Here is a 22,405-nt window from a genome sequence, read left to right on the forward strand (position 1 = left end):
GCGGGGCGCGACACATAATTGGGCAGTGGGACCGGCGGTGACCGGCGGGCACGGACCGCGAGAACTTGAGGTGGGGGCAATTTGCGACGGCTAGCCGATTTTGTGGTGCGGTGGCCCTGGGCCGTAATCGGTATCTGGGTCGCGATGGCGGTCGCGCTACCGCTGACGTTGCCGTCCCTGAACGAGATGGCCGACAAGCACCCGCTCGCCATCCTGCCCAGCGACGCGCCGTCCGCCGTCACCGCCCGCAAGATGACCGAGGCGTTCCACGAATCAGGCAGCGAGGATCTGCTGCTGGTGGTCCTGACCAACGAGAAGGGCCTCGGACCCGCCGACGAAGCCGCCTACCGCAAACTGGTGGCCGCGCTGCGTCAGGACACCCGGAACGTGGTCATGTTGCAGGACTTCGTCAGCACACCGCCCCTGCGGTCGGCGCTGACCAGCAAGGACCGCAAGTCCTGGGTGCTGCCGGTCGGCCTCGCCGGTGAACTTGGCACTCCCCGCTCCTATGCCGCCTTCAAACAGGTCACCGGCGTGGTCAAACAGAGCCTCGCCGGCAGCCCGCTGACGGCGAACCTGACCGGACCGGCGGCGACCGTCGCTGATCTGACGGTGGCCGGCGAGCGGGATCGACTCCCGATCGAGGTCGCGATCGCGGTGCTGGTGCTCCTGGTGTTGCTGGTGGTCTATCGCAACCCGGTCACCATGCTGCTGCCGCTGCTGGCGATCGGGATATCCATGGCGATCGCCCAAGCCGTGGTCGCGGGTTTCTCCCAGGCGGGCGGCCTGGGTGTGTCCAACCAGTCCATCGTGTTTCTGAGCGCGATGATCGCCGGAGCGGGAACCGATTACGCGGTCTTCCTGATCAGCCGCTACCACGACTATCTGCGCCGCGACTCGGATCACGACCCGGATTATGACGAAGCCGTGCGGCGGGGCCTCATCTCCATCGGCAAGGTGATCGCCGCATCCGCCGCCACGGTGGGACTCACCTTCCTCGGCATCAGTTTTGCCCGGATGGGGGTGTTCTCCTCGGTCGGAGTGTCCTCGGCGATCGGCGTCGGCGTCGCATTCCTGGCGGCGGTCACGCTGCTGCCGGCCATCCTGGTGGTGGCCGGCCCGCGCGGCTGGGTCAAACCCAGGCGCGAGTTGACCGCCGGGTTCTGGCGGCGTTCCGGGATACGCATCGTCCGCCGGCCGAAGACCCACCTGGTCGCCAGCGTGCTGGTGTTGATCATCCTGGCGGGCTGCGCGGGCCTGGTGCGCTACAACTACGACGACCGCAAGGCCGTGCAGGCATCCGCCCCGAGTTCGCTCGGCTACGCCGCGCTGGACCGGCATTTCCCGGTGAATCAGTCCATTCCCGAATACATCCTGGTCCAGTCCCCGCATGATCTGCGCACGCCGCGGGCCCTGGCCGACCTGGAGCAGATGGCAGACCGGGTCAGCAAACTGCCGAATATCGCCGCGGTCACCGGTATCACCCGGCCCACCGGGGCGGTTCCCGAAGAGTTCCGGGCCACCTATCAGGCGGGCGCCGTGGGCGCGCGGCTCGGCGAGGGGTCCAACGTGATCAGCGACCACAACGACGACCTGAACCGGCTGGTCAAAGGCGCCGACACGCTGGCAAACAATCTCGGCGACGTACGGGGTCAGGTCAGCCAGATGGTTTCCGGCATGCAGGGTCTGCTCGACTCGTTCTCGTCGATGAGAAGCCAGTACGGCGGCGACAAGCTGGTCAAAGAGGTGGCGACCGCGGCCAAGCTGGTCAACCGCATCAACTCGCTCGGCAACTCCATGGGGTTGAGCTTCACCGCCGTGAAGGACATGTTCGCCTGGGTGGGCCCGGTACTGATCGCCCTGCAGGGCAACCCGGTTTGCGACCTCGACACCTCGTGCAGCGCCACCCGGGCGCAATTCGAGCGGGTCGTCGCCGCACGCAACGACGGGAGCCTGGACGAGATCAACGAGCTGGCTCGCCAGCTGGAAACCTTCCAGGACCGGCAAACCCTGAACGCGACGGTGGACCGGCTGCGCAACGCCCTGAACGGCCTCACCAGGGCGATGCATGCCATGGGCCTGGACCAGCCCGGTGGAATGCAGGCCGGTCTCAACAACCTCCAGCGCGGCGCCGACCGGGCCGCAGGGGGCAGCCGGCAGGTAGCCGACGGGGTGGAACAGCTCGTCGGCCAGGTCAAAGAGATGGGTGCCGGCCTGGCCGAGGCAGCCGCTTTTCTGCTGTCGCTGAAAAATGACGCGGCCGATCCGTCGATGGCGGGCTTCAATATTCCCGCTGAGCTGCTCCGCATGGACGAATTCAAGAAGGCGGCCCGGATATTCATATCGCCGGACGGCCACTCGGTGCGCTACCTGGTCCAAACCAAACTCAACCCATTCAGTGCGGAAGCGATGGATCAGGTCAATGCCATCACCGACGCCGCGCGCAGCGCCCAGCCGAACACCGCACTGTCGGACGCGTCAATTTCGATGGCGGGATACCCGGTCACACTGCGCGACACCCGCGACTTTTACCAGCACGATATTCGGTTCATCATCGCCGTCACTCTGATCGTCGTCTTATTGACGTTGATGGCGCTGCTGCGTGCGGTTGTCGCGCCGCTGTATTTGGTGGGATCCGTCGTGGTTTCGTTCTTGTCGGCGGTCGGAATGGGCGTGCTGTTCTTTCAATTCCTGCTCGGCCAGCAATTGCACTGGTCGGTACCGCCCTTGGCTTTCGTGGTCCTGGTCGCGGTGGGCGCCGACTACAACATGCTTTTCATCTCGCGAATGCGGGACGAATCGCCGGGCAGCGTGCGCTACGGCGTCATCCGGGCCCTGAGCTCTACCGGCGGTGTGATCACGGCCGCGGGCCTGATCTTCGCCGCGTCCATGGGTGGCCTGCTGTTTTCCACCATCGGCACCGTGGTCCAGGGTGGTTTCGTGATCGGCGTCGGCATTCTGCTGGACACCTTCCTGGTCCGGACCATCACGGTTCCGGCCGTTGCCACGCTGGTCGGCCGGGCCAGTTGGTGGCCTTCCCGGCTGAGCAAGCGGCTGAGCATGCGGCGGCCGCTGTCCGGACGCGCCGCGTGACGAGCGATTTAGCGGGACCGCGCGCGGTGTGCGAGACTCGCGGAACCAAGCCGATCAGGCCCCGATCAGGCAACCCGATCAGGCGGGAGTGGGGATGAAGAAGCTAATCGCGGGCGTTTCCGCGCTGGGAATCGTTGCCGCCACAGGATTTTTCGGCGGTGGCACGGCCATCGCCGACGAAACGCCGGCCGACCCCGCCCCTGACGGCGGCACGGCTTACGCGCTGGGCGGCGCGCACGTGCTGGGCATCCCGTACGACGAGTACATCCGCCGCGAAGGCGCCGACTGGTTCCCGGGCTTGCGGCGACAGATCGTCGACTACCCCGCCGGGCAGGTGCAGGGCCACGTGCTCGGCCGATTGTTTCCGGGCATCGGCCGGCTGGACGAAATGTTCCCCGGTCTGGGCGCGGACGGGCCGAGCGTCGGCGAATCCGTCGTCGTCGGCGCGGACAACTTGGATGCGGCGATCCGCCGGGGCGGTCCCGGGACGACGATCGGCCTGTCCGAGGGCGCGCTGGTACTCGACGCGCTACAGGCCCGGCTCGCCAATGACCCCACCGCTCCCCCGCCGGACCAACTGAGCTTCGCCACATTCGGCGACCCCGTGGCGCGCCACGCGTTCGGCCAGAGCTTCCTGACCGCCATGTTCCCGGTCGGCAGCGTCGTTCCCGCACTCGACTATCCGGTACCGCCGCCCGTCGAAAGCCAGTACGACACCAAGATGTTCATCTCGGCCTATGACTCGATCGCGGACTTCCCCGACCGGCCGGACAACTGGATGTCGCTGGCCAACACGCTGGCGGGCCTGATGACCGGCCATACCGCGGTGGCGTTCACCAATCCGAGCATGGTGCCGCCGCAGAACATCAGGTCGACGGTCAACTCGCGCGGCGCGACGACGACCACGTATCTCATTCCCGAGCGGCATCTTCCGCTGGTGCTGCCGTTCCAGTACGCGGGCGTGCCGGAGCCGACGCTGAACGAGCTGGACGCGGTGTTGCTGCCGATGGTCAACGCGGGCTACTCGCGCAACGACGATCCGCTGACCGCTCCCATCCAGGTGGACCCGGTCAACGGCTACGACCCAGCGGCCGTCACCGCCCCGGCCACCCAGGCCACCTTCGGCGGCGGCTCGGATCCCCTCTCGCAGATCCTGTCCGGCGCCATGTCCGTGCTGAACCGGGGTGCTCACTAACGCCGGACGGCAGCGGCGATAATGGCTCCCGTCGACCGGCGCAAAGGAGCCCGATGAGCACAACCAGCACTGACCGTCCCCTGCGGGTCATCCAGTGGACGACCGGAAACATCGGGCGCCGCTCCCTGCACGCCATCATCGGGCGGCCCGACATGGAACTCGTCGGCGTCTACGCGCACGGAGCGGACAAGGTCGGTGTCGATGCCGCCGAGCTGGCCGGCTGGCCGGAGCCGACCGGCGTGCAGGCCACCAGCGACATCGACGCACTGATCGCCCTGGGCGCCGACGCATGTTGCTATAACCCGTTGTGGCCCAACATCGATGAGCTGGTGCGGTTGCTGGAGGCCGGCGTCAACGTGTGCACCAGCGCGGCGTGGATCACCGGCGGCAAGCAGACACCGCAAGACCGCGAGCGCATCGTCGCGGCCTGCGAACGCGGCAATTCGACCATCTTCGGCAGCGGCGCGCATCCGGGCATGACGAACATGGTCGGCATGGTGCTGTCCGCCTCCTGCGAGCGCGTCGACGAGATCCGGATCACCGAGTCGGTCGACTGCTCGACCTACGAGTCGGCGGGAACCCAGACGGCGATGGGCTTCTCCCAAGACCCCGCCACGCCCGGCCTGGCCGAGAGCGTGCGGCGGGAGAGCGAGGTGTTCGCCGAGTCGGCCGCGATGATGGCCGACGCCATCGGCGCCCGATTGGACCGGATGACCTTCGACGTGACGTTCACCGCCGCCACCGGCGACACCGACCTGGGTTTCATGAAGATCCCCGCGGGAACCGTCGGCGGCGTCTACGGATACCACCGCGGCTGGGAGGGCGACCGCAACGTCGTCAGCGTCGGTTTCAACTGGACCATGGGAGACCACGTCGTCCCACCCAAGCCGCTCGAGCACGGGCACGTCATCCAGGTGTTCGGGCTGCCCAATATGCGCACGGTGCTGCACTGCCTGCCGCCCAAAGATTGGACGGAGCCCGGCTTCATGGGGTTGGGCATGATCTACACCGCGATGCCGGTCACCAACGCCGTGCCCGCGGTGGTGGCGGCCAGACCGGGCATCATGACGCTCGCCGACCTGCCGCCGGTCACCGGCCGGGTGGCACGCTGACTGTGTGCTGTGGCACAGTACCGGCCCCTGACGGAACGCTGCCGTCCACTAAGCGCTAACATACTTAGCCGAGCAAATATTCTGGCGGGGCGCCGGGGAAGCAAGCTGTCCCACGGTGCGTTACAACCCTTCAGGTGTGGCCGGAGACTCGTTAAAGGCGGTGGCGATGAAGGCTGGTGCGGTCGCGGGTCCCCTTACCCGCTTTCTCCGCAAGGCATGGATACCGCTGATCCTCATCGTGGTGCTGGCCGTCTCCGGACTGGTCGTGTCGCGGTTGCACAAGATCTTCGGTTCCCAGGACCTCAACGCCAACGCCGGTGCCGGAATCGAGATCGTCCAGTTCAACCCGAAGGTCGTCAAGTACGAGATCTTCGGGCCGGCCGGAGCCACCGCCAACATCAACTACTGGGATGCCGATGCGAACACTCACCAGGTCGATGCGGCGCCGCTGCCGTGGACGTTCACCATTTCGACGACGCTGCCTTCGGTGAGCGCCAACATCATGGCGCAGAGCGACGGCAGCCAGATCGGCTGCCGTATCACGGTCGACAACGTGGTTAAGGAAGAGAAGCAGTCCGATGGCGTCAATCCCCAGACCTTCTGCCTGGTGAAGTCGGCATGAGCGATCTCAACAGCAGAACCCATGTGGCGAACGAGGATACGGCCCCGATCGCCACCGAAAGCGCGGCGCCCACCGGCACGAAGGAACGCGGCCACCGGCCACTCATCCCGCACACCATCCGCATCTTCGCGGTGCCGATCATCATCGGCTGGGTTGTCCTGACGGTCCTGGTCAACGTCATCGTTCCGACCTTGGAGAAGGTCAGCGAACAGCACTCCGCTCCGATGACGCCGGTCGACGCGCCGTCCATGGTGGCGATGATGCGACTCGGGCACAACTTCAAGGAATTCGACTCCAACAGCACCGTCATGATCGTGCTGGAAAGCAAGCAGCCGCTCGGTGATGACGCTCACCGCTACTACGACAACGTGATTCGGCAACTGCGCCAGGATCACGAGCACATCCAGCACATCCAGGACTTCTGGGGTGACCGGCTGACCGCGGCGGGCGCCCAGAGCGCCGACGCCAAGGGCGCTTACGTGATGCTGAACCTCGCCGGCAATCAGGGCACCACGCTGGCCAACGACTCGGTCGAAGCCGTCCGAAAGGTGTTGGAGCACAATCCCCCACCGCAGGGGGTGAAGGCCTACGTGACCGGGCCCGCGGCGCTGTCCGATGACATGCACATCATCGGCAACGCCAGCCTGGCCACCATCACCCTGTTCACCCTCGGCGCGATCGCGCTCATGCTGCTGCTGGTCTACCGGTCGATCGTCACGACTCTGGTGCAGCTGTTCATGACCTTTGTCGCGCTGGCCTCGTCACGGGGAATCGTGGCGGTGCTGGGCTACCACAACGTGTTCGGCCTCACCACGTTCGCCGCCAACATCCTCACCATGCTGGCCATCGCCGCGGGAACCGACTACGGCATCTTCCTGATCGGGCGCTACCAGGAAGCACTGCGCGCGGGTGAAGATCGGGAAACCGCCTACTACACCACCTTTCGTGGGGTGGCTCCGGTCGTCCTGGGCTCGGGCCTGACCATCGCGGGTGCGACGTACTGCCTGAGTTTCACCCGGTTGCCCTGGTTCAACACCATGGGCGCGCCGGTGGCGATCGGCATGCTGGTCGTCGTGCTGGCGGGCGTGACGCTCGGGCCCGCGGTGGTCTTCGCCGGAAGCAAGTTCCACCTGTTCGAATCCAAGAGCACCGCCCGGCAGGGGCGGATGTGGCGGCGCGTCGGCACCGCGGTGGTGCGTTGGCCCGCACCGATTCTGGCGGTCAGCACCGCGATCGTCCTGATCGGGATGGTGGCCCTGCCCAGCTTCGTGACGAGCTACAACGATCGCTACTACCTGCCGGCTTCTGCCCCGTCCAATCTCGGTCAGCAGGCCGCGGACCGGCATTTCTCGCAGGCGCGAATGGACCCGGACATGTTGATGGTGGAGGCCGACCACGACATGCGGAACCCGGCAGACATGCTGGTGCTGGACCGGGTGGCCAAGAACGTGATGCGCACCGTAGGCATTGCTATGGTGCAGGACATCACCAGGCCGCTGGGCATCCCAATTCAGCACAGCTCCATACCTTTTCAGAACAGCATGCAGAGTCAGACGACGATGCAGAACATGGCTTTCCTGCAGGACCGCATGAAGGACATCACCAAGATGGCCGACGAGATGCAGTTCATGATCGAGACCATGGAGCGCATGTACAAGGTGACGACGGAACTGTCCAACGCCGCCGACGACAGCGCCAGAACCACCGCGGAGACCGCCGACATCACCAACCGCCTGCGCGACCACATCGCCGACTTCGACGACTTCTGGCGCCCGATCCGCAGCTACTTCTATTGGGAGAAGCACTGCTTCGACATTCCCATCTGCTGGTCGTTGCGGTCCCTGTTCGAGTCGCTGGACGGATTCGACCAATTGGCTGGGCAATTCGACCTACTGACCAAAGACATCCAGCGCACGGCCGATGCGACGCACTCGATGCTGGTGCTGATCCCGCCGATGATCACCACGATGAAGACGACCAAAGGGCTGACGCTGACCATGCAGGCCACGTTCTCGGCGATGCTGGACCAGATGAAGGCGCTCAGCGACACCGCCGTGGTGATGGGCCAGAGTTTCGACGCCTCCAAGAACGACGACTTCTTCTACCTCCCGCCCGAAGCGTTCGACAATCCGGACTTCCAGACCGGCCTGCGAATGTTCCTGTCGCCGGACGGCAAGTCTGCGCGCTTCTTCATCACCCACCAGGGCGATCCGATGACGCCGGAAGGGATTTCGCGGGTCGATTCGGAACGGACCGCGGCGCAGGAGGGTCTCAAGCAATCCTCGCTGTCCGACGCGAAGGTGTATCTCGGCGGCACCGCCGCGACGTTCAAGGACATGCATGACGGCGCCAAGTACGACCTGATGATCGCGGTGGTGTCGGCACTGACCCTGATCTTCATGATCATGCTGCTGCTGACCCGCAGCGTGGTGGCCGCACTGGTGATCGTCGGCACCGCGGCCAGCTCCATCGCCGCGTCGTTCGGGCTGTCGGTGCTGATCTGGCAGGACCTCTTCGGTATCAAGATCCACTGGATCGTGATGGCGCTGTCGGTGATCATCCTGTTGGCCGTCGGCTCCGACTACAACCTGCTACTGGTGTCCCGGTTCAAAGAAGAGATTCATGCCGGTCTCAAGACCGGCATCATCCGGTCGATGGCCGGCACCGGCGGCGTGGTGACCGCCGCAGGCCTGGTGTTCGCCTTCACCATGGCATCGATGCTCGGCAGCGACCTGCGGGTGCTCGGTCAGTTCGGGTCAACGGTGTGTATCGGCCTGCTGCTCGACACATTGATTGTGCGCACGCTGTTGATGCCGTCCATTGCGACTTTGCTGGGTCGGTGGTTCTGGTGGCCGCAAGTGGTACATCCACGGGGCAGCGACAATGTCCGCGCAGTTCGTACGGGAGCCGGTGCCTGATCATTTCCGGTTCCGCATCGGAAAACATTTGCTCCGAGGTACGCTTCCCGCAGTCGTGATCGGTGGTGAGGGGGCGGCGTGGCGTCGGTACTGGTGTCTCCTGAGCTCCTTGCGGCGGCGACCGTCGACCTCGCAGATCTGGAGTCGACCCTGAGGTCCGTCAACGTCTTGGCGGCGCTGCCCACCAGCCAGGTCGTTTCCGCGAGTGCCGACGAAATCTCGCAAGCGGTAGCCACCTTCTTCGCCGAGCACGGCCAGCAGTATCAGCAAGCGGCCGAACAGTTTTCCATTTCCTATGAGCAATTCCGGGTCAGGATTCTGGAAACGGCGCGCGAGTATGCCGCAGCCGAGACCGCCCTCGCCAAGTACCTGGTTTCCAACGTCTCACACCTCATCAACGACCCCGTTCTACAGGCCACCGGGCGCCCGCTGTTCGGCGACGGCGCCGACGGCTACACGACCGCTCAAGGGGTGGGAACACCCGGCGGAGCCGGTGGCTGGTTGTTCGGCAACGGCGGCACCGGCGGCGTCAGCGTCCGTTACGGGGCGGCCGGGGGCGCCGGCGGCGCCGGTGGGTTGCTGGTGGGCAACGGAGGCACCGGCGGCGCCAATCTCTACGGCGGGATGCCCGGGGGCGCGGGCGGCTCGGCTGGCCTGATCGGCATGGGCGGCACCGGTGGGGCCAGCGGTCCCGGCGGCGTGGGCGGCATCGGCGGCCGGGGCGGCTTGCTGGGCGAGCCCGGCACCGCGGGGATCAGCACCGCGCTGGGCCCTGATCAAACGCTGATCTATCCCGGTCAGTACGGCAGCCCGATGCTGAATATCAAGGTGGGTGGCGGACCGACGTCGCCCGTCATCGTCGACTCCGGCGCGTCCGGCCTGGTGGTGCCGCCTCAGTACGTCGACCTGGCCACGCTCGGCGCCCCCACCGGAACGGGCAGCGTCAGTTACGGCGGCTCGCTGTTAGTCAATTACCAGACGTATCAGACCACCCTGAACTTCGGGAACGGCATCGTCACGGAACCGACCACCATCGGCGTCGCCACCTCGGCTTCGCTGGGCGGAAGGGCGGTAGACCTGTCGTCCCTGCCCGCCTATCTGGGCGTGGGCCAGAACAACGATTACCCGTTCCCGACTTCGGTGATCGAGGCTCTACCTGACCACTTGGACGATGGAGTGCTGGTCAACCTGCCGCGCGGCACGATGCAGTTCGGACCCAATCCGCTGCCGCCTTATGTCGGGTTAGGCGGATCACCCAGAACCGTTGTGCAAGTTCAGATCAACCATGAATTACCGCAGACCGTCGGCGCGTTCATCGATACCGGCGGTGCACTCGGAGCCGTCCCGCAGTCGCTGGTGCCGGGCCTGAACATCGGTAACCACCTGCCGGCGGGAACGGTGATCAGCGTCTCGACCATCAATGGCGTGCCCCTCTACACGCAGACGGTCACAGCTGACAACACCCCATTTGTTGTCACGTCAGCGACGGGCCCCACGTATGGTTCCGGCTATTACGTGTTCAACACAGGGTCGTACCCCTTCTCACTGCTGCCGGTCTATTTCGAGAACACCGCCGACGGAATAGGTAGGACGGTCTTCGTCCAGCAGATCTGACCCGGCCGGAGTCACTCGCCCAGCTGCAGGCAGACCGCCAGCGCTCCGTCACCGACGTGCAGTGCGAGCACCGGGCCCAACGGCGTCACGATCGCGGGTTCGCAGGCCGGTAGCCGTTCGGCCAACGCGCCGGCCACGTCGCTTGCGCCGGCAGGGTTGGCGACGTGGTGCACCGCCAGCGCCGCGGGGTGCTCCCCCACGATCTCGCAGACCTCGTCGACCATGGCGGCGATCGCACCTCTGGTGGTCCTTATACGTTGCGCCAGAACAAGTTTTCCGTCATCGATGTGCAGTAGCGGCTTGAGCGCCAGTGCCGTGCCCAACCAGGCCTTCGCGCCGCCGATGCGGCCACTGCGGCGCAGGTTGTCCAGGCGGTGCACCACCATGTAGGCGTGCGTGCGGGTCACCGCATCCGCGGCGACCCGGGCGACGGTGTCGAGATCGGCCCCACCCGCGGCGGCCCGCGCCGCGGTCAACGCCGTGAACCCGGTACCCATCGCCGTCGACTTGGAATCGATCACCCGGACCGACGACCCCAACTCGGCCGCGCACACCTCGGCGGCCCGGCAGGTCCCGGACAGACCCGACGAGATATGCACGGCCACAACACCTTCGCCGTCACTGTCGGCCAGGGCCAGCCGGTAGGCCGCACACAGCTCGGACGGGGTGGCAGCCGCGGTCGTGGCGTGGCGCTTGTGGATGTCGTCGGGAATGTCGTCCACACCGTCGCGCAGGTCGGCGCCGTCGAGCAGGATGTGCAGCGGCACTTCACGGATCCCCCACCGGTCCCGCAGGTCGGCCGGCAGGCGCGACGAGCTGTCGGTGACTACCACTATGGACAACGGCGCCACTCTCCCCCGCAAGCGGGTGGGGCCCCCACCTCATCGCTACGTCCCCCGCAAGCGGGTGGCGCCCACACTGCATCGTCGCCGGCGCAGGGCACGATCAGCGCGTTTTCTCGGGAGGAATCCCGGCCTCGGCGAGCGCCTTCAGCATCAGTTCGGCGACGCTCTGATGAGCCTCGAAGTTCCAGTGGATTCCGTCCGGGTTGCCGCGCCCGCTCATGATCTCTTCGCCGACAGCCGCTTTGAGATCGACCAGCGGTATCTCCTGCCGCTCGGCCCATTCCGTGATCGCCGCGACGGTACCTTCGCGGCCATGGTGCGCCTTGCCGTAAGTTTCGGCGATGTGCACCGACGGCAGCGATGCCACAATCGGGATCCCCGGGCGGTTGAAATCGATTGCGCCGCGGGTGTGTTCGAGGTAGTACGCGGTCAGCTGCGGCGGCAGCGCCGACCGGGCCACCGGCGAGAGGCGGGGCTGCAACCAGCCATAGCCTTCGCGCACCCAGCGCCGCAACCAGGGCGGCCGGACGTAACGGATCAGCTCGCGCATCGCGGTGGGCCACACCGACGGCAGCGAATCCATGCCACTGGTGGCGAAGATGACCGCGCCGGCCTTCGGCAGCGCCGCCCAGGCCCGCGGGTCCTGGGTGGCGGCCCACCACACGTCCCGACAGGTCCAGCCGATGCGACCGATCAACTCCACGTCCCAACCCAGTTGGGCGCCAACGATATTGGGCCAGATACGCGGGTCGTCGGCAGGCAGACCGCCGGTAGGGCCGTAATAAGACAGCGAGTCGGCGAAGATCAACAGGGTGGGCCTGGCCCCGGCATCAGAGAACGTCATTGGACACCTGCGCTGAAGCGTTCCACACGTCCAGTCGCCACCGGATGTCCTGAAAGTCGGCGTCCGCCTTCGAGTGACCGCTCAGCTGGACCCAACTGCAGTTGCCCATGCCACCCAGGATCGGCCAGTTGGCGACCGGGATTTTCAACAGCGCGGCCGACAGCGCGGCGATCAGTCCGCCGTGGGCCACCAGCACGATCGGCCGCTCGGGCTCGCCCGCGCCACCCCAGTCCGGCGCGGCGGCAACCAGTTCCGCCACCAGCGGCACGCTGCGGGCGGCCACGTCGACGCGGCTTTCCCCGCCGTGCGGCGCCCAGCCTGCGTTCTCACGCCAGGCCAATCGGGCACCGGGGACTTCGTTGTCGATCTCGGTGTGCGTCTTACCCTGCCAGTCGCCCAGATGGGTCTCGCGCAGCCGCGGGTCCACCTGAACCGCCAAGCCGGTCTGCTCGCCCAGCTTGGTCGCCGTGTCGAAGGCACGCCGCAGGTCCGACGACACGATCAGCAACGGTTGCACTTTGCCCAGCACCTCGGCGGCGGCGACGGCCTGAGCACGCCCCAGTTCACTCAGTTCCGTGTCCAGCTGACCCTGCATCCGGCTGCCGAGGTTGTAGTCGGTCTGCCCGTGCCGCAGCATCACCAGCCGGCGCGCTTTCATTCCGCGGTCCCGTCACGCTGGTCGCCGAGGTCGACGGGCACCTGCGGGCAGTCGCCCCACAACCGGTCGAGCGCGTAGAAATTGCGGTCGTCCTGATGCTGGATGTGCACGACGATGTCGCGGTAGTCCAGCAGTGTCCAGCGGCCCTCCCGGGCGCCCTCACGCCGGGCGGGCTTGTAGCCGGCCCGGCGCATCTTCTCCTCGACCTCGTCGACGATGGCGTTGACCTGCCGTTCGTTGGACGCCGACGCGATGACGAAGCAGTCGGTGATGACGAGCTGGCCGGACACGTCGATGACCAGCACGTCGTCCGCCAGCTTCGATGCGGCGGCGGCGGCCGCCACCGTGGCCATGTCGATCGCTTCCTGATTTGCGCTCATGTGCTGTTCCCGGCGGCCACGCTGGGGGCGGCCGGGTTCTCGCTCCTCTCGGGGGTGCGGTAGAGGCGTCGTTTGGAGACGTATTGCACGACGCCGTCGGGCATCAGGTACCACAGCGGCCTGTGTTCCAGGGCGCGCCGCCGGCAGTCGGTCGACGAGATCGCCAGTGCGGGGATCTCCACGAGCGTCAAAGCTTCTTGCGGCAGCTCACCCAGAACTTCGGTGATGTGGTCGTGGCGCAGCTCGTAGCCGGGCCTACTGACACCTATAAAACGCGCCAACTCGAACATCTCTTCCCAGCCGTGCCAGGTCAGGATGGACGCCAGCGCATCAGCGCCGGTGATGAAGTACAGCTCGGCGTCCGCGTTGAGGGTGTGCAGATCCCGCAGCGTGTCCTTGGTGTACGTGGGGCCGCCGCGGTCGATGTCGACCCGGCTGACCGAGAATCGCGGGTTGGACGCGGTGGCGATCACGGTCATCAGATACCGGTCCTCGGCGGCCGACACCTGGCGGTCCTTCTGCCACGGTTGCCCGCTGGGCACGAACACGACCTCGTCGAGGGAGAACTTGTGCGCGACCTCACTGGCAGCAACCAGGTGGCCGTAATGGATAGGATCGAACGTCCCACCCATCACCCCCAGCCTGCGCAGCTGCTTTTGCATGGTTTGCCAGCTTACTGGAGCCTGCGCTCTGGCATCACCGCGCGAGCAGGGACCGGAGCCCGGCCGGGTCGCCCGGCAAATCACCGGCAAATTTATGTGTTTATCGAATAGTCGCATGCCGAAGGCGGGTCATCCTGTAGAAGAAGTTCTGTGGAAACGGAACCTTCGCTGTCGACCGCAGGGCAGTCGCAAGAGTGGAAAGACGCCATGCGGCGGCGTGTCTCCAGCCGATCAGTGGTCACCGGCGAGCTTTCACTGCCGGCTATTCCAAACATGCTGGACGAGTACGTGAAGATGTGCAGCAACATCTTCGCGGGGGTGGGCCGGCAGTTCAACGACGAGGAACTCGCCCACCTGCGGACCGTGCTACAGAACCAGCTGGCCGAGGCCTACTCGATCTCACACCGTTCCAACATCGTGGTCAGCTACAACGCGCCCGTTGGCCCGACCCTGCACTACCAGGTCAACGCCCGGTGGTTCACCGTCGCCGAAGCCTACGAGAACTGGATCGCCACCCGCGAACCACCCTTGTTCGGCACCGAGCCCGATGCCCGGGTTTGGGCGCTGGCCAACGAAGCGCCCGACGCCCGTTCGCACCCGGTGCTCGACATCGGCGCTGGAACGGGTCGTAACGCACTTGCGCTTGCGCGCCGTGGACACCCCGTCGACGTGGTGGAACTGACGCCGAAGTTCGCCGAGATCATCCGGTCTCAAGCCTGGGCCGAAAATCTCGACTTACGCGTTATCGTGCGCAATGTTTTCGAGACCACCGACGATTTGCGACAGGACTATCAGTTAATACTGCTCTCGGAAGTGGTATCCGATTTCCGGACAACCCAGCAATTGCGCGGCCTCTTCGAACTGGCCGCGAAGTGTCTGGCGCCCGGGGCACGGCTGGTTTTCAATGCGTTTCTGCCACGACACGGCTACGAACTCGAGGACGCGGCACGGGAGTTCGGGCAGCAGGCGTACACGAGCATGTTCTCCCGGCAGGAGGTGTCGACCGCCTGCGAAGGCCTGCCCCTGGAGCTGGTCGCTGACGACTCGGTGTACGAATACGAGCAGGCGAACCTGCCGACCGGCGCCTGGCCGCCGACCAGCTGGTACGCCGACTGGGTCAGCGGGCTCGACGTGTTCCCCGTCGGACGGGACAAGAGCCCGATCGAGATGCGCTGGCTGGTGTTCCGTAAGACCCGCTGAAGCCAGCGAAAGCTACACCGGCAACAACGCGTCGATGACCGAGGCCAGCTGTTTGGCTGAACGGCACTCGTGCATCGTGATGACTTCCTCGTACCGCGGCACCGCCGAGTCTCCGCTGCCCCAGAGGTGCCTGGGCTCCGGGTTGAGCCAGTGCGCATGCCGGGCGGCGTTGACCATGTCGGCGAGCACGTCGACGGCCGGGTTACGGTAGTTGGTGCGGCCGTCCCCGAGCACCAGCAGGGAGCTGCGCGGCGACAGCACATTCGGGTTTGCCTGCACGAACGAGACGAACGCGTTGCCGTAGTCGGAGTGGCCGTCGCGGGCATAAACCCCCGCTTCGCGGGTGATGCGCTGAATCGCCACCGCCAGGTCGGCCTCCGGCCCGAACATATGCGTCACCTCGTCGGTCGTGTCGATGAACGCGAAGACACGAACACGCGAAAATTGTTGCCGCAGCGCATGAACGAGCAGCAGGGTGAAGTGACTGAACCCGGCGACGGATCCGGACACGTCGCACAGCACCACCAATTCCGGTCGCGCCGGACGCGGCTTCTTCAATACGACGTCGATCGGCACGCCACCGGTGGACATGGATTTGCGCAACGTCTTGCGCAGGTCGATCGTCCCGGCGCGAGACCGGCGGCGCCGCGCCGCGAGCCGGGTCGCGAGGGTGCGGGCCAACGGCGCCACCACGCGGCGCATCTGCCGCAGCTGCTCACCCGAGGCGCGCAGGAACTCGACGTTCTCGGAAAGCTGTGGGATTCCGTACATCTGAACGTGTTCGCGGCCGAGCTGCTCGGCGGTGCGCCGCTTGGTCTCGGCATCGACCATCTTCCGCAGCTGCGAGATCTTCTGCGCCGCTATCGCTTTCGCAATCTGCTCCTGACTGGGCGTGGGCTCGTCGCCGTACGGGGCGAGCAGCCCGGCCAGCAGCTTGCCTTCCAGTTCATCCAGCGCCATCGCCTTGAGCGCCTGGTACGACGAGAACGACGGGCCGCGTGAGGAATTGTACTTGCCGTAGGCCTCCACGATCCGGGCGATCATCCGGACCAGCCGTTCGTCCATGTCGGCCAGGTCCGGGTTGTCGGCCAGCAGGTCCAGCAGCATCTGCCGCATCGCCTCGACGTCGTCGGGCGGCAAACCTTCGGCATCCCCGGCAGCGTCCGCATCGGCAACGACGGCCCGGGCCCCCAGCGCCGCAGGGAACCAGAGGTCGAACATGGCATCGTAGGTGTCACGGTGATCCGGCCGGCGCAACACCGCACACGCCAGGCCTTCGCGCAGCACCATTCGGTCTTCCAGACCCAGCGTCGCCATCACCCGGCCGGCATCCACCGTTTCCGACGGGCCCACCGAAATCCCGCTTCCCCGAAGCGCTTCCACGAACCCGACCAGGTGCCCGGGCAGCCCGTGCGGCGCGAGCGGCCGGGACGGACGGATGCGTCGGGAGGCCATCAGTTCAGCCTCAACTCGCCGGTGGCGCGTTGCTGGTCGGACTGGTGTTTGAGGACCACGCCGAGCGTGGCGGCGACGACGGCATCGTCGATGGTGTCCATGCCCAGCGCCAGCAACGTCCGTCCCCAGTCGATGGTCTCGGCAATGGACGGCACCTTCTTGAGCTGCATACCGCGCAGCACGCCGATGATGCGCACCAACTCCTCGGCCAGGTGTTCGGGCAGTTCGGGCACCCGCGAGAGCAGGATGCGCCGTTCCAGCTCGGGGGTCGGGAAGTCGATGTGCAGGAACAGGCAGCGACGTTTGAGGGCTTCCGACAGTTCACGGGTGGCGTTGGAGGTCAACACGACCAGCGGTGTCCGGGTGGCGGTGATGGTGCCCAGTTCCGGGACGGTCACCGCGAAGTCGGAGAGCACCTCCAGCAGCAGGCCCTCGATCTCGATGTCGGCCTTGTCGGTTTCGTCGATCAGCAGCACGGTCGGGTCGGTGCGCCGGATCGCGGTCAACAACGGGCGCTGCAGCAGAAACTCCTCGCTGAACACATCATCTTTGGTCGACTGCCAGTCGCCGGAGCCGGCCTGGATGCGCAAGATCTGCTTGGCGTGGTTCCACTCGTAGAGGGCCCGCGCCTCGTCGACGCCCTCGTAGCACTGCAAGCGGACCAGACCCGACCCGGTCGCCTGGGCGACGGCGCGGGCGAGTTCGGTCTTGCCGACCCCGGCCGGCCCTTCCACCAGCAGTGGCTTGCCGAGCCGATCGGCGAGGAAGACGGCGGTCGCGGTGGCGGTGTCGGGCAGGTAGCCCGTCTCGGCGAGCCGGCGCGAAACGTCGGCGATGTCGGCGAACAGCGGCACAGGCCGTGCGGGCACGCTCATAGGGCTCCTTCGATTGCGGAAATCAGGCCGGACGGGTGTGGCCGTCACCCCACACGATCCACTTGGTTGAGGTCAGTTCCGGCAGCCCCATCGGGCCGCGGGCGTGCAGTTTCTGGGTGGAGATGCCGATCTCTGCGCCGAAGCCGAACTGCTCGCCGTCGGTGAACGCGGTGGACGCGTTGACCATCACCGCTGCCGCATCCACCTGCGCGGTAAAACGTTGCGCCGCAGCGAGATTGGTAGTCACGATGGCTTCGGTGTGGCCGGTGCCGTACTCGTTGACGTGGGCGATCGCGGCATCCACCCCGTCGACCACCGCGACCGCGATGTCCATCGCCAGGTACTCGCGGCGCAGGTCTGCGTCTTCGGCATCGCCTTCGGCTCCGCCATGCACGGTGACGCCCGCCGTCTCCAGCGCGTTCAGCAACCGTGGCAGCGCCTCCCCGGCGATCGCCGTGTCGACCAGCAGCGTCTCGGCGGCATTGCAGACGCTGGGCCGGCGGGTCTTGGAGTTGAGCAGGATGCGCTCGGCGACGTAGAGGTCGGCGGCCTCGTGCACGTAGACATGGCAGTTGCCGACACCGGTCTCGATGGTGGGTATCTGCGCATCGCGCACCACAGCTTCGATCAAGCCGGCACCCCCGCGCGGGATCGCCACATCGACCAGGCCGCGGGCCTGGATCAGGTGGGTGACGGTGGCGCGGTCGGCCGACGAGAGCAGCTGGACGGCGTCGGCGGGCAGGCCCTCGCTGACCAGGGCGCCGCGCAGCACCGCGACCAGCGCTTCATTCGACTTCGCCGCCGACGAACTGCCGCGCAGCAGCGCCGCGTTGCCGGACTTGAGCGTCAGTCCGAACGCGTCGACGGTGACATTGGGGCGGCCCTCGTAGATCATTCCGACCACGCCGAGCGGAACGCGCTGCTGTCGCAACTGCAGCCCGTTGGGCAGGGTGGAACCGCGCAACACCTCACCGACCGGGTCGGCCAATCCGGCGACCTGGCGCAGACCAGCGGCGATGCCGTCGACCCGCTGTGAGTTCAGCGCCAACCGGTCGAGCATCGCGGCGGGGGTGCCGGCGGCCCGCGCCGTGTCCAGGTCTTCGGCGTTGGCGGCCAGGATCTCATCGGCGTGGGCCAGCAGTGCGTCGGCGGCGGCATGCAGCGCGCGGTCTTTGACCGCGGTCGGGGTCGAGGCCAGGATCCGGGCGGCCACCCGGGCGCGGCGGGCGGCATCGTGCACCTCTTGGCGCAAGTCAGGCAGCGCCGGTGCTTGCAGACTCATTACCCCAGGGTATCGGGCTTTCGCAGACCGGGCGCGACCGCGGTCGTTGCTTTTCCGCGTTCGCGGCGGGTCACTCGCGCCTTGTTCTGCCGCTCGTCGATCAGCCGCCCCAGATCCTGCAGCAGCATCGGCTTGTCCATCACGATTTTCTCGAGATGTTCGCGCTCGATCTCCAGCGCGGTCACTTCCTCGAGGGCATAGGCGCCGGCCAGGTTGGGCTGCCTGGTCAGGGCCGTGATCCCGATGAACGAACCTTCGGTCAGGGTGGCGAAGGGCAGCACGGCGCCGTCCCCGTCGGTCACCGTCAGTTGCACGCTGCCGGCCACGATGAAGGCCATCGCGGTGGGCACCGTGCCCGCATACTGCACGATCTCGTCGGTGCCGTACCGCAGGATCCTGGCGTACGGGGCCAGAAACTGCTGGTCGGCCAGCGTCAGCCGGAGTTCGGACGCGACGACGGTGCGTAGTGCTTTCATGACTCGCTCCGGCGTCGAGAAGTCGTCGTCCTCGCCGTCCAGATGCAGTTCCCAACGACGCGCGGCGTACCAGACCCAGCGCACGAACGTGGATTGGGTGGCGCCCTCGTCGGCCGGAGAGTGGACCCGGACGGTGGTGCGGTACTCCCCGGCGCCCAGTGCGACCGAGGTTGGCGAGGTTCCCGGCATCATCAGCGGCAGTGCGCCGGCCACCAGGGTCAGCATCTCGCATACCTTGTCCGGCGGGTCCGACGTCGCGAACGTGGTGTTGATCGAGCACTTGTGCGGGCCGGCCGGCCGGCTGAGATTGGTGAACGCGGTGGTCGCCAGCATCGAGTTCGGCATGATCCGCAGTCCGCCGCCGGTCTGGATGTGCACGGCCCGCCAGTTCACCTCGATGACCCGCCCCCGGGCGGTCTGGGTATCCAGCCAATCGTTGATCCGGAACGGCTGCTCGAAGAGCATGAACAGGCCGGACACGATCTGGCCGACGGAGTTCTGCAGCATCAGGCCGATCACCACCGACGTGATGCCCAGGGCGGTGAACACCCCGCCGACCCGCACTCCCCAGATGACGGACAAGATGACCGCGAGCCCGAGCCCGATCAGGGCGAACCGGCCGACGTCCAGGAAGATGGTCGGAAGTCGCTTGCGCCAACTGTCCTCGGGCGCGCCTTCGAACACCGTCGCGTTCAGCCCGGACAGCAGCAGTACCAGCACCAGGAAGCCGAACACCGTGGTGAGAATGCGGACCGGGACCTCGCCCGCCGGAATCTGCGAGGCTTTCACCAGGATCAGTAACAGCGCCCCGAGCGGTAACAGCCAGTTGCGGATCACCCCGACCTGACGGGCCAGCCGATTACCCCGGCGGTTGAGGATCTGCTGCAGCTCGGTCAGCAGGATCAAGCAGACCGGAAATCCGATCGCCACACCGATCGCCCAGTAGAACCAATCCGAGTCGAAGAAGTTCACTACCGCTCCGACAACCGGTAAATGGCCTGCTCGGCGCCGCCGACGGAAATCGTGCCGGCCGGAGTGAACTGGCGCGTGTCGCGCATCGCCTCATACACCTGGGATGCGACGTAGATGCCGGGTTGCGGTGTGCCACTTTGCATCTGGTAAGCCAGGCTGACCGCGGCACCCCACATGTCGAAGACGAGTCCGGACTTGCCCACCAGCCCACTGATCACGTTGCCGGTGTTGATACCGACCCGCAGACGCAGCACATGCCGGCTCTGGTTGTTGAACCGCTCGATGATGCGGCGTATCTCCAGAGCGAACTCCACGCTGCGGTGAATGCTGTCCAGGCGCGGTGTGACGACCCCGCAGCTGGCCAGGTAGCCGTTGTGGAAAGTGCGAATCCGTTCCACCCCAAGGGCTTCGGCGGCCGAATCGAACTGGCGGAACAGGTCGTCGACGATGCCGACCAGTTCGTCGCCCGCGACTTCGCTCGATATCTCGTCGAGTCCGACGATGTCGGCGTAGATGATGGCGACATCCTGGTGCTGCTGCGAGATGGTGCCCTCACCCTCGCGGTACCGCTGCGCCACCGGCTCCGGCATCAACGCCAGCAGGAGTCGGTCGTTCTCCCGCCGCTGCTCGTTGAGCAGCTCTTCCTTGATCGCCAGGTTCCGGCTCATCTCGTTGAAAGCACCGGTGAGATCACCGATTTCATCACGTGACGTGATCGGGATGTTGACCTCGTAGTCGCCGCTGCTGATCTTCTGCGCGCCTTTCTCGAGGCGGCGCAGCGGTCGCACCGCCGCCTGGGCGATGACCATGGCAGCCACGGAGATCGCGAAGACCATCGCCGCGACGGCGACCGCAAGCGCTTTGGTGAACCGCCCGATCCGCGCGAAAGCGTCCGAGTCGTCCCGGGTGGCCAGAACCGACCACTGCAGATCGGAATTCGGGATACTCAGCGGCGCGTAGGCCTCCAGTTCTCTGTTACCGGTGTAGTCGGTGCCACTCGTCACGCCGGTCTCGCCACGCTGCGCCGCTTTCAGGCCGGCGCTGCGCACCGGCTGCACCAGCGTCGTACCGCCGAGCCGTATGGCCCGGTCAGCCACATCGGGTGCGGTGCCGGCGGCGATCACCTCACGCCGGTATTCCTTTGGGTCTTCGAGGAAAAGCCTTGAGTCAGAACGCATCAAACCGTCGGGGCCGGCGAGGTAGGTTTCGGTTGCCGCCCCCATACCGGCGGCCTGCCACTGCTTGTTGGCGGTCATGATGTAGTTGATCTTGGCGATCGGCACGGGCAGTGCCATGACGCCGTCGAATCTGCCGTCCAGGCCGATCGGCGACACCACCCACGCGGTCGGCACGTCGAGCTGCGGCTGGTACGGCTCGAAGTCGGTGATCCAGACGAACTCAACGTCGTTGGAGCGCAACGCCTTCAGGTACGCCTCGCGCAGATTCGACTCGCGATACGGTCCGCTCAGGATGTTGGTGCCGAGGTCGGGCCCCTTGTCCACGGTGTAGACGACGTTGCCGTCCATGTCGAACAGTAGGGCGTCCCGGTAGTTGAAACGGCTGACGATGCTGCGCATATAGAAATCGAAGCGAACATTGGCGGCCGACCAGGCGCTGCCGTCACCCGGATCCACCGGCGGGTCGGTATTGGGCCTCGTCGTGGCGGTGTAGTTGGCCTGAAGGTATTTCTCGGCGTTGGTTTTCGGTAGCAGCGCGTTGAGATCGAGCTCTTCACCCGTCACCCGTTCAATGGGCTTGATCATCTGGTCTTGGTAGTAGTTGGCGAGTGCCTGCTGTTGTGGGCCGCTGATCGTCGCGTTGTTCAGTTGATTGAATCCGGCGGTCAGCGCAAGGACGGCCTGGTCGATGCTGAAACCGCCGCTGTAGACGATCAGTGAGTTCGTCACCTCGCGGAACAACGCCTCGATCTGCCGTTTCTGGGACTCGCGCAACTCGATGAGTCGCTCCGACTCGACTTCACGCAAGGCATTGCGCCCGGAGATGGCACCGATGTAGCCGATGACAGCGATGGACAGGATGCTCGACAGCAGGAGCGCGACCAGAATCTTGGACTGGATGCTGATTTTGAAACGGATGCGGGGCAAGAGGCGGCGGACGCGCTTCTTCCCCGGAGCGCGCTGCGCCTCCGCGTCTAATTCTGTTAGCTCACCCGACGTCAATCGGCTTCCCTTCTGCCACCGG

17 protein-coding genes are annotated in these 22,405 nt (G+C 66.1%); 7 read left to right on the top strand and 10 right to left on the bottom strand.

All coding sequences use genetic code 11. From position 1 onward, the window contains the following. Positions 1 to 81: 81 nt before the first annotated feature. The 6 genes from C0J29_RS20865 (at position 82) to C0J29_RS34495 (ending at position 10,554) form a co-directional block, all read left to right on the top strand. On the top strand, positions 82 to 3,093 hold the full coding sequence (locus C0J29_RS20865; protein ID WP_120793432.1) for an MMPL/RND family transporter: 3,012 nt from the start codon (positions 82 to 84) through the stop codon (positions 3,091 to 3,093). A gap of 94 nt (positions 3,094 to 3,187) precedes the next feature. Then, the gene (pe, locus tag C0J29_RS20870) at positions 3,188 to 4,288 is read left to right on the top strand and encodes an acyltransferase PE (RefSeq protein ID WP_120793433.1); all 1,101 of its coding nucleotides are present in this window, start codon (positions 3,188 to 3,190) and stop codon (positions 4,286 to 4,288) included. A 53-nt stretch (positions 4,289 to 4,341) separates the two neighbouring features. After that, on the top strand, positions 4,342 to 5,400 hold the full coding sequence (locus C0J29_RS20875) for an NAD(P)H-dependent amine dehydrogenase family protein (RefSeq protein WP_065043299.1): 1,059 nt from the start codon (positions 4,342 to 4,344) through the stop codon (positions 5,398 to 5,400). 166 nt (positions 5,401 to 5,566) lie between these two features. Further along, complete coding sequence (locus tag C0J29_RS20880) at positions 5,567 to 6,022, top strand: MmpS family transport accessory protein (RefSeq protein ID WP_120793434.1); 456 nt, start codon at positions 5,567 to 5,569, stop codon at positions 6,020 to 6,022. Further along, the gene (locus tag C0J29_RS20885) at positions 6,019 to 8,940 is read left to right on the top strand and encodes an MMPL/RND family transporter (RefSeq protein ID WP_065043297.1); all 2,922 of its coding nucleotides are present in this window, start codon (positions 6,019 to 6,021) and stop codon (positions 8,938 to 8,940) included. Before C0J29_RS20880 ends, C0J29_RS20885 begins: the two co-directional genes overlap by 4 nt. 78 nt (positions 8,941 to 9,018) lie before the next feature. Then, positions 9,019 to 10,554 carry a PecA family PE domain-processing aspartic protease gene (locus C0J29_RS34495; protein WP_120793435.1) on the top strand — a complete coding sequence of 512 codons (1,536 nt, stop codon included), beginning with the start codon at positions 9,019 to 9,021 and terminating at the stop codon, positions 10,552 to 10,554. 11 nt (positions 10,555 to 10,565) lie between these two features. Here C0J29_RS34495 and C0J29_RS20895 read toward each other — a convergent pair whose 3' ends face one another. From C0J29_RS20895 to nadD, 5 genes are all read right to left on the bottom strand, one after another. Beyond that, on the bottom strand, positions 10,566 to 11,396 hold the full coding sequence (locus tag C0J29_RS20895) for a DegV family protein (RefSeq protein ID WP_174814852.1): 831 nt from the start codon (positions 11,394 to 11,396) through the stop codon (positions 10,566 to 10,568). Positions 11,397 to 11,499: 103 nt separating this feature from the next. Continuing rightward, positions 11,500 to 12,243 (bottom strand): diglucosylglycerate octanoyltransferase, encoded by a 744-nt coding sequence (octT, locus tag C0J29_RS20900; protein WP_065043294.1) that lies wholly within the window; start codon positions 12,241 to 12,243, stop codon positions 11,500 to 11,502. Next, complete coding sequence (gene gpgP, locus C0J29_RS20905) at positions 12,230 to 12,901, bottom strand: glucosyl-3-phosphoglycerate phosphatase (protein ID WP_120793437.1); 672 nt, start codon at positions 12,899 to 12,901, stop codon at positions 12,230 to 12,232. The genes octT and gpgP overlap by 14 nt, the downstream gene beginning before the upstream one ends. Continuing rightward, on the bottom strand, positions 12,898 to 13,281 hold the full coding sequence (gene rsfS / locus C0J29_RS20910) for a ribosome silencing factor (RefSeq protein ID WP_065043292.1): 384 nt from the start codon (positions 13,279 to 13,281) through the stop codon (positions 12,898 to 12,900). The genes gpgP and rsfS overlap by 4 nt, the downstream gene beginning before the upstream one ends. After that, positions 13,278 to 13,943, bottom strand: coding sequence for a nicotinate-nucleotide adenylyltransferase (nadD, locus tag C0J29_RS20915; RefSeq protein WP_120793438.1), 666 nt, complete (start codon positions 13,941 to 13,943; stop codon positions 13,278 to 13,280). The genes rsfS and nadD overlap by 4 nt, the downstream gene beginning before the upstream one ends. Positions 13,944 to 14,150: 207 nt before the next feature. On the opposite strand from nadD, the gene C0J29_RS20920 reads away from it, so the two are divergent. Next, positions 14,151 to 15,143, top strand: a complete 993-nt coding sequence (locus C0J29_RS20920) for a class I SAM-dependent methyltransferase (RefSeq protein WP_120793439.1) — start codon at positions 14,151 to 14,153, stop codon at positions 15,141 to 15,143. Between the two features lie 12 nt (positions 15,144 to 15,155). Here C0J29_RS20920 and C0J29_RS20925 read toward each other — a convergent pair whose 3' ends face one another. Genes C0J29_RS20925 through C0J29_RS20945 form a run of 5 tightly spaced genes read right to left on the bottom strand, consistent with a single transcriptional unit; the run spans position 15,156 to position 22,383 of the window. Continuing rightward, positions 15,156 to 16,598, bottom strand: coding sequence for a vWA domain-containing protein (locus C0J29_RS20925; protein ID WP_120793440.1), 1,443 nt, complete (start codon positions 16,596 to 16,598; stop codon positions 15,156 to 15,158). After that, complete coding sequence (locus C0J29_RS20930) at positions 16,598 to 17,473, bottom strand: AAA family ATPase (RefSeq protein ID WP_065163752.1); 876 nt, start codon at positions 17,471 to 17,473, stop codon at positions 16,598 to 16,600. Before C0J29_RS20930 ends, C0J29_RS20925 begins: the two co-directional genes overlap by 1 nt. A gap of 22 nt (positions 17,474 to 17,495) precedes the next feature. Then, a complete protein-coding gene (locus C0J29_RS20935) occupies positions 17,496 to 18,755 on the bottom strand; it encodes a glutamate-5-semialdehyde dehydrogenase (protein WP_120793441.1) in 1,260 nt (419 codons plus the stop codon). After that, the gene (locus tag C0J29_RS20940) at positions 18,755 to 20,203 is read right to left on the bottom strand and encodes a mechanosensitive ion channel domain-containing protein (protein WP_065045594.1); all 1,449 of its coding nucleotides are present in this window, start codon (positions 20,201 to 20,203) and stop codon (positions 18,755 to 18,757) included. The genes C0J29_RS20935 and C0J29_RS20940 overlap by 1 nt, the downstream gene beginning before the upstream one ends. Beyond that, positions 20,203 to 22,383 carry an adenylate/guanylate cyclase domain-containing protein gene (locus C0J29_RS20945; protein ID WP_120793442.1) on the bottom strand — a complete coding sequence of 727 codons (2,181 nt, stop codon included), beginning with the start codon at positions 22,381 to 22,383 and terminating at the stop codon, positions 20,203 to 20,205. Before C0J29_RS20945 ends, C0J29_RS20940 begins: the two co-directional genes overlap by 1 nt. Positions 22,384 to 22,405: the final 22 nt, after the last annotated feature.

This window comes from Mycobacterium paragordonae, assembly GCF_003614435.1.
In the GTDB taxonomy this organism is placed as follows: Bacteria; Actinomycetota; Actinomycetes; order Mycobacteriales; family Mycobacteriaceae; genus Mycobacterium; species Mycobacterium paragordonae.

What these genes read in the sequence shown, in the direction of transcription:
- pe (WP_120793433.1), top strand. Translation starts at nt 3,188, where the DNA reads ATGAAGAAGCTAATCGCGGGCGTTTCCGCGCTGGGAATCGTTGCCGCC.
- C0J29_RS20875 (WP_065043299.1), top strand. Translation starts at nt 4,342, where the DNA reads ATGAGCACAACCAGCACTGACCGTCCCCTGCGGGTCATCCAGTGGACG.
- C0J29_RS20880 (WP_120793434.1), top strand. Translation starts at nt 5,567, where the DNA reads ATGAAGGCTGGTGCGGTCGCGGGTCCCCTTACCCGCTTTCTCCGCAAG.
- C0J29_RS20885 (WP_065043297.1), top strand. Translation starts at nt 6,019, where the DNA reads ATGAGCGATCTCAACAGCAGAACCCATGTGGCGAACGAGGATACGGCC.
- octT (WP_065043294.1), bottom strand. Translation starts at nt 12,243, where the DNA reads ATGACGTTCTCTGATGCCGGGGCCAGGCCCACCCTGTTGATCTTCGCC.
- gpgP (WP_120793437.1), bottom strand. Translation starts at nt 12,901, where the DNA reads ATGAAAGCGCGCCGGCTGGTGATGCTGCGGCACGGGCAGACCGACTAC.
- rsfS (WP_065043292.1), bottom strand. Translation starts at nt 13,281, where the DNA reads ATGAGCGCAAATCAGGAAGCGATCGACATGGCCACGGTGGCGGCCGCC.
- nadD (WP_120793438.1), bottom strand. Translation starts at nt 13,943, where the DNA reads ATGCAAAAGCAGCTGCGCAGGCTGGGGGTGATGGGTGGGACGTTCGAT.
- C0J29_RS20920 (WP_120793439.1), top strand. Translation starts at nt 14,151, where the DNA reads ATGCGGCGGCGTGTCTCCAGCCGATCAGTGGTCACCGGCGAGCTTTCA.
- C0J29_RS20925 (WP_120793440.1), bottom strand. Translation starts at nt 16,598, where the DNA reads ATGGCCTCCCGACGCATCCGTCCGTCCCGGCCGCTCGCGCCGCACGGG.
- C0J29_RS20930 (WP_065163752.1), bottom strand. Translation starts at nt 17,473, where the DNA reads ATGAGCGTGCCCGCACGGCCTGTGCCGCTGTTCGCCGACATCGCCGAC.
- C0J29_RS20935 (WP_120793441.1), bottom strand. Translation starts at nt 18,755, where the DNA reads ATGAGTCTGCAAGCACCGGCGCTGCCTGACTTGCGCCAAGAGGTGCAC.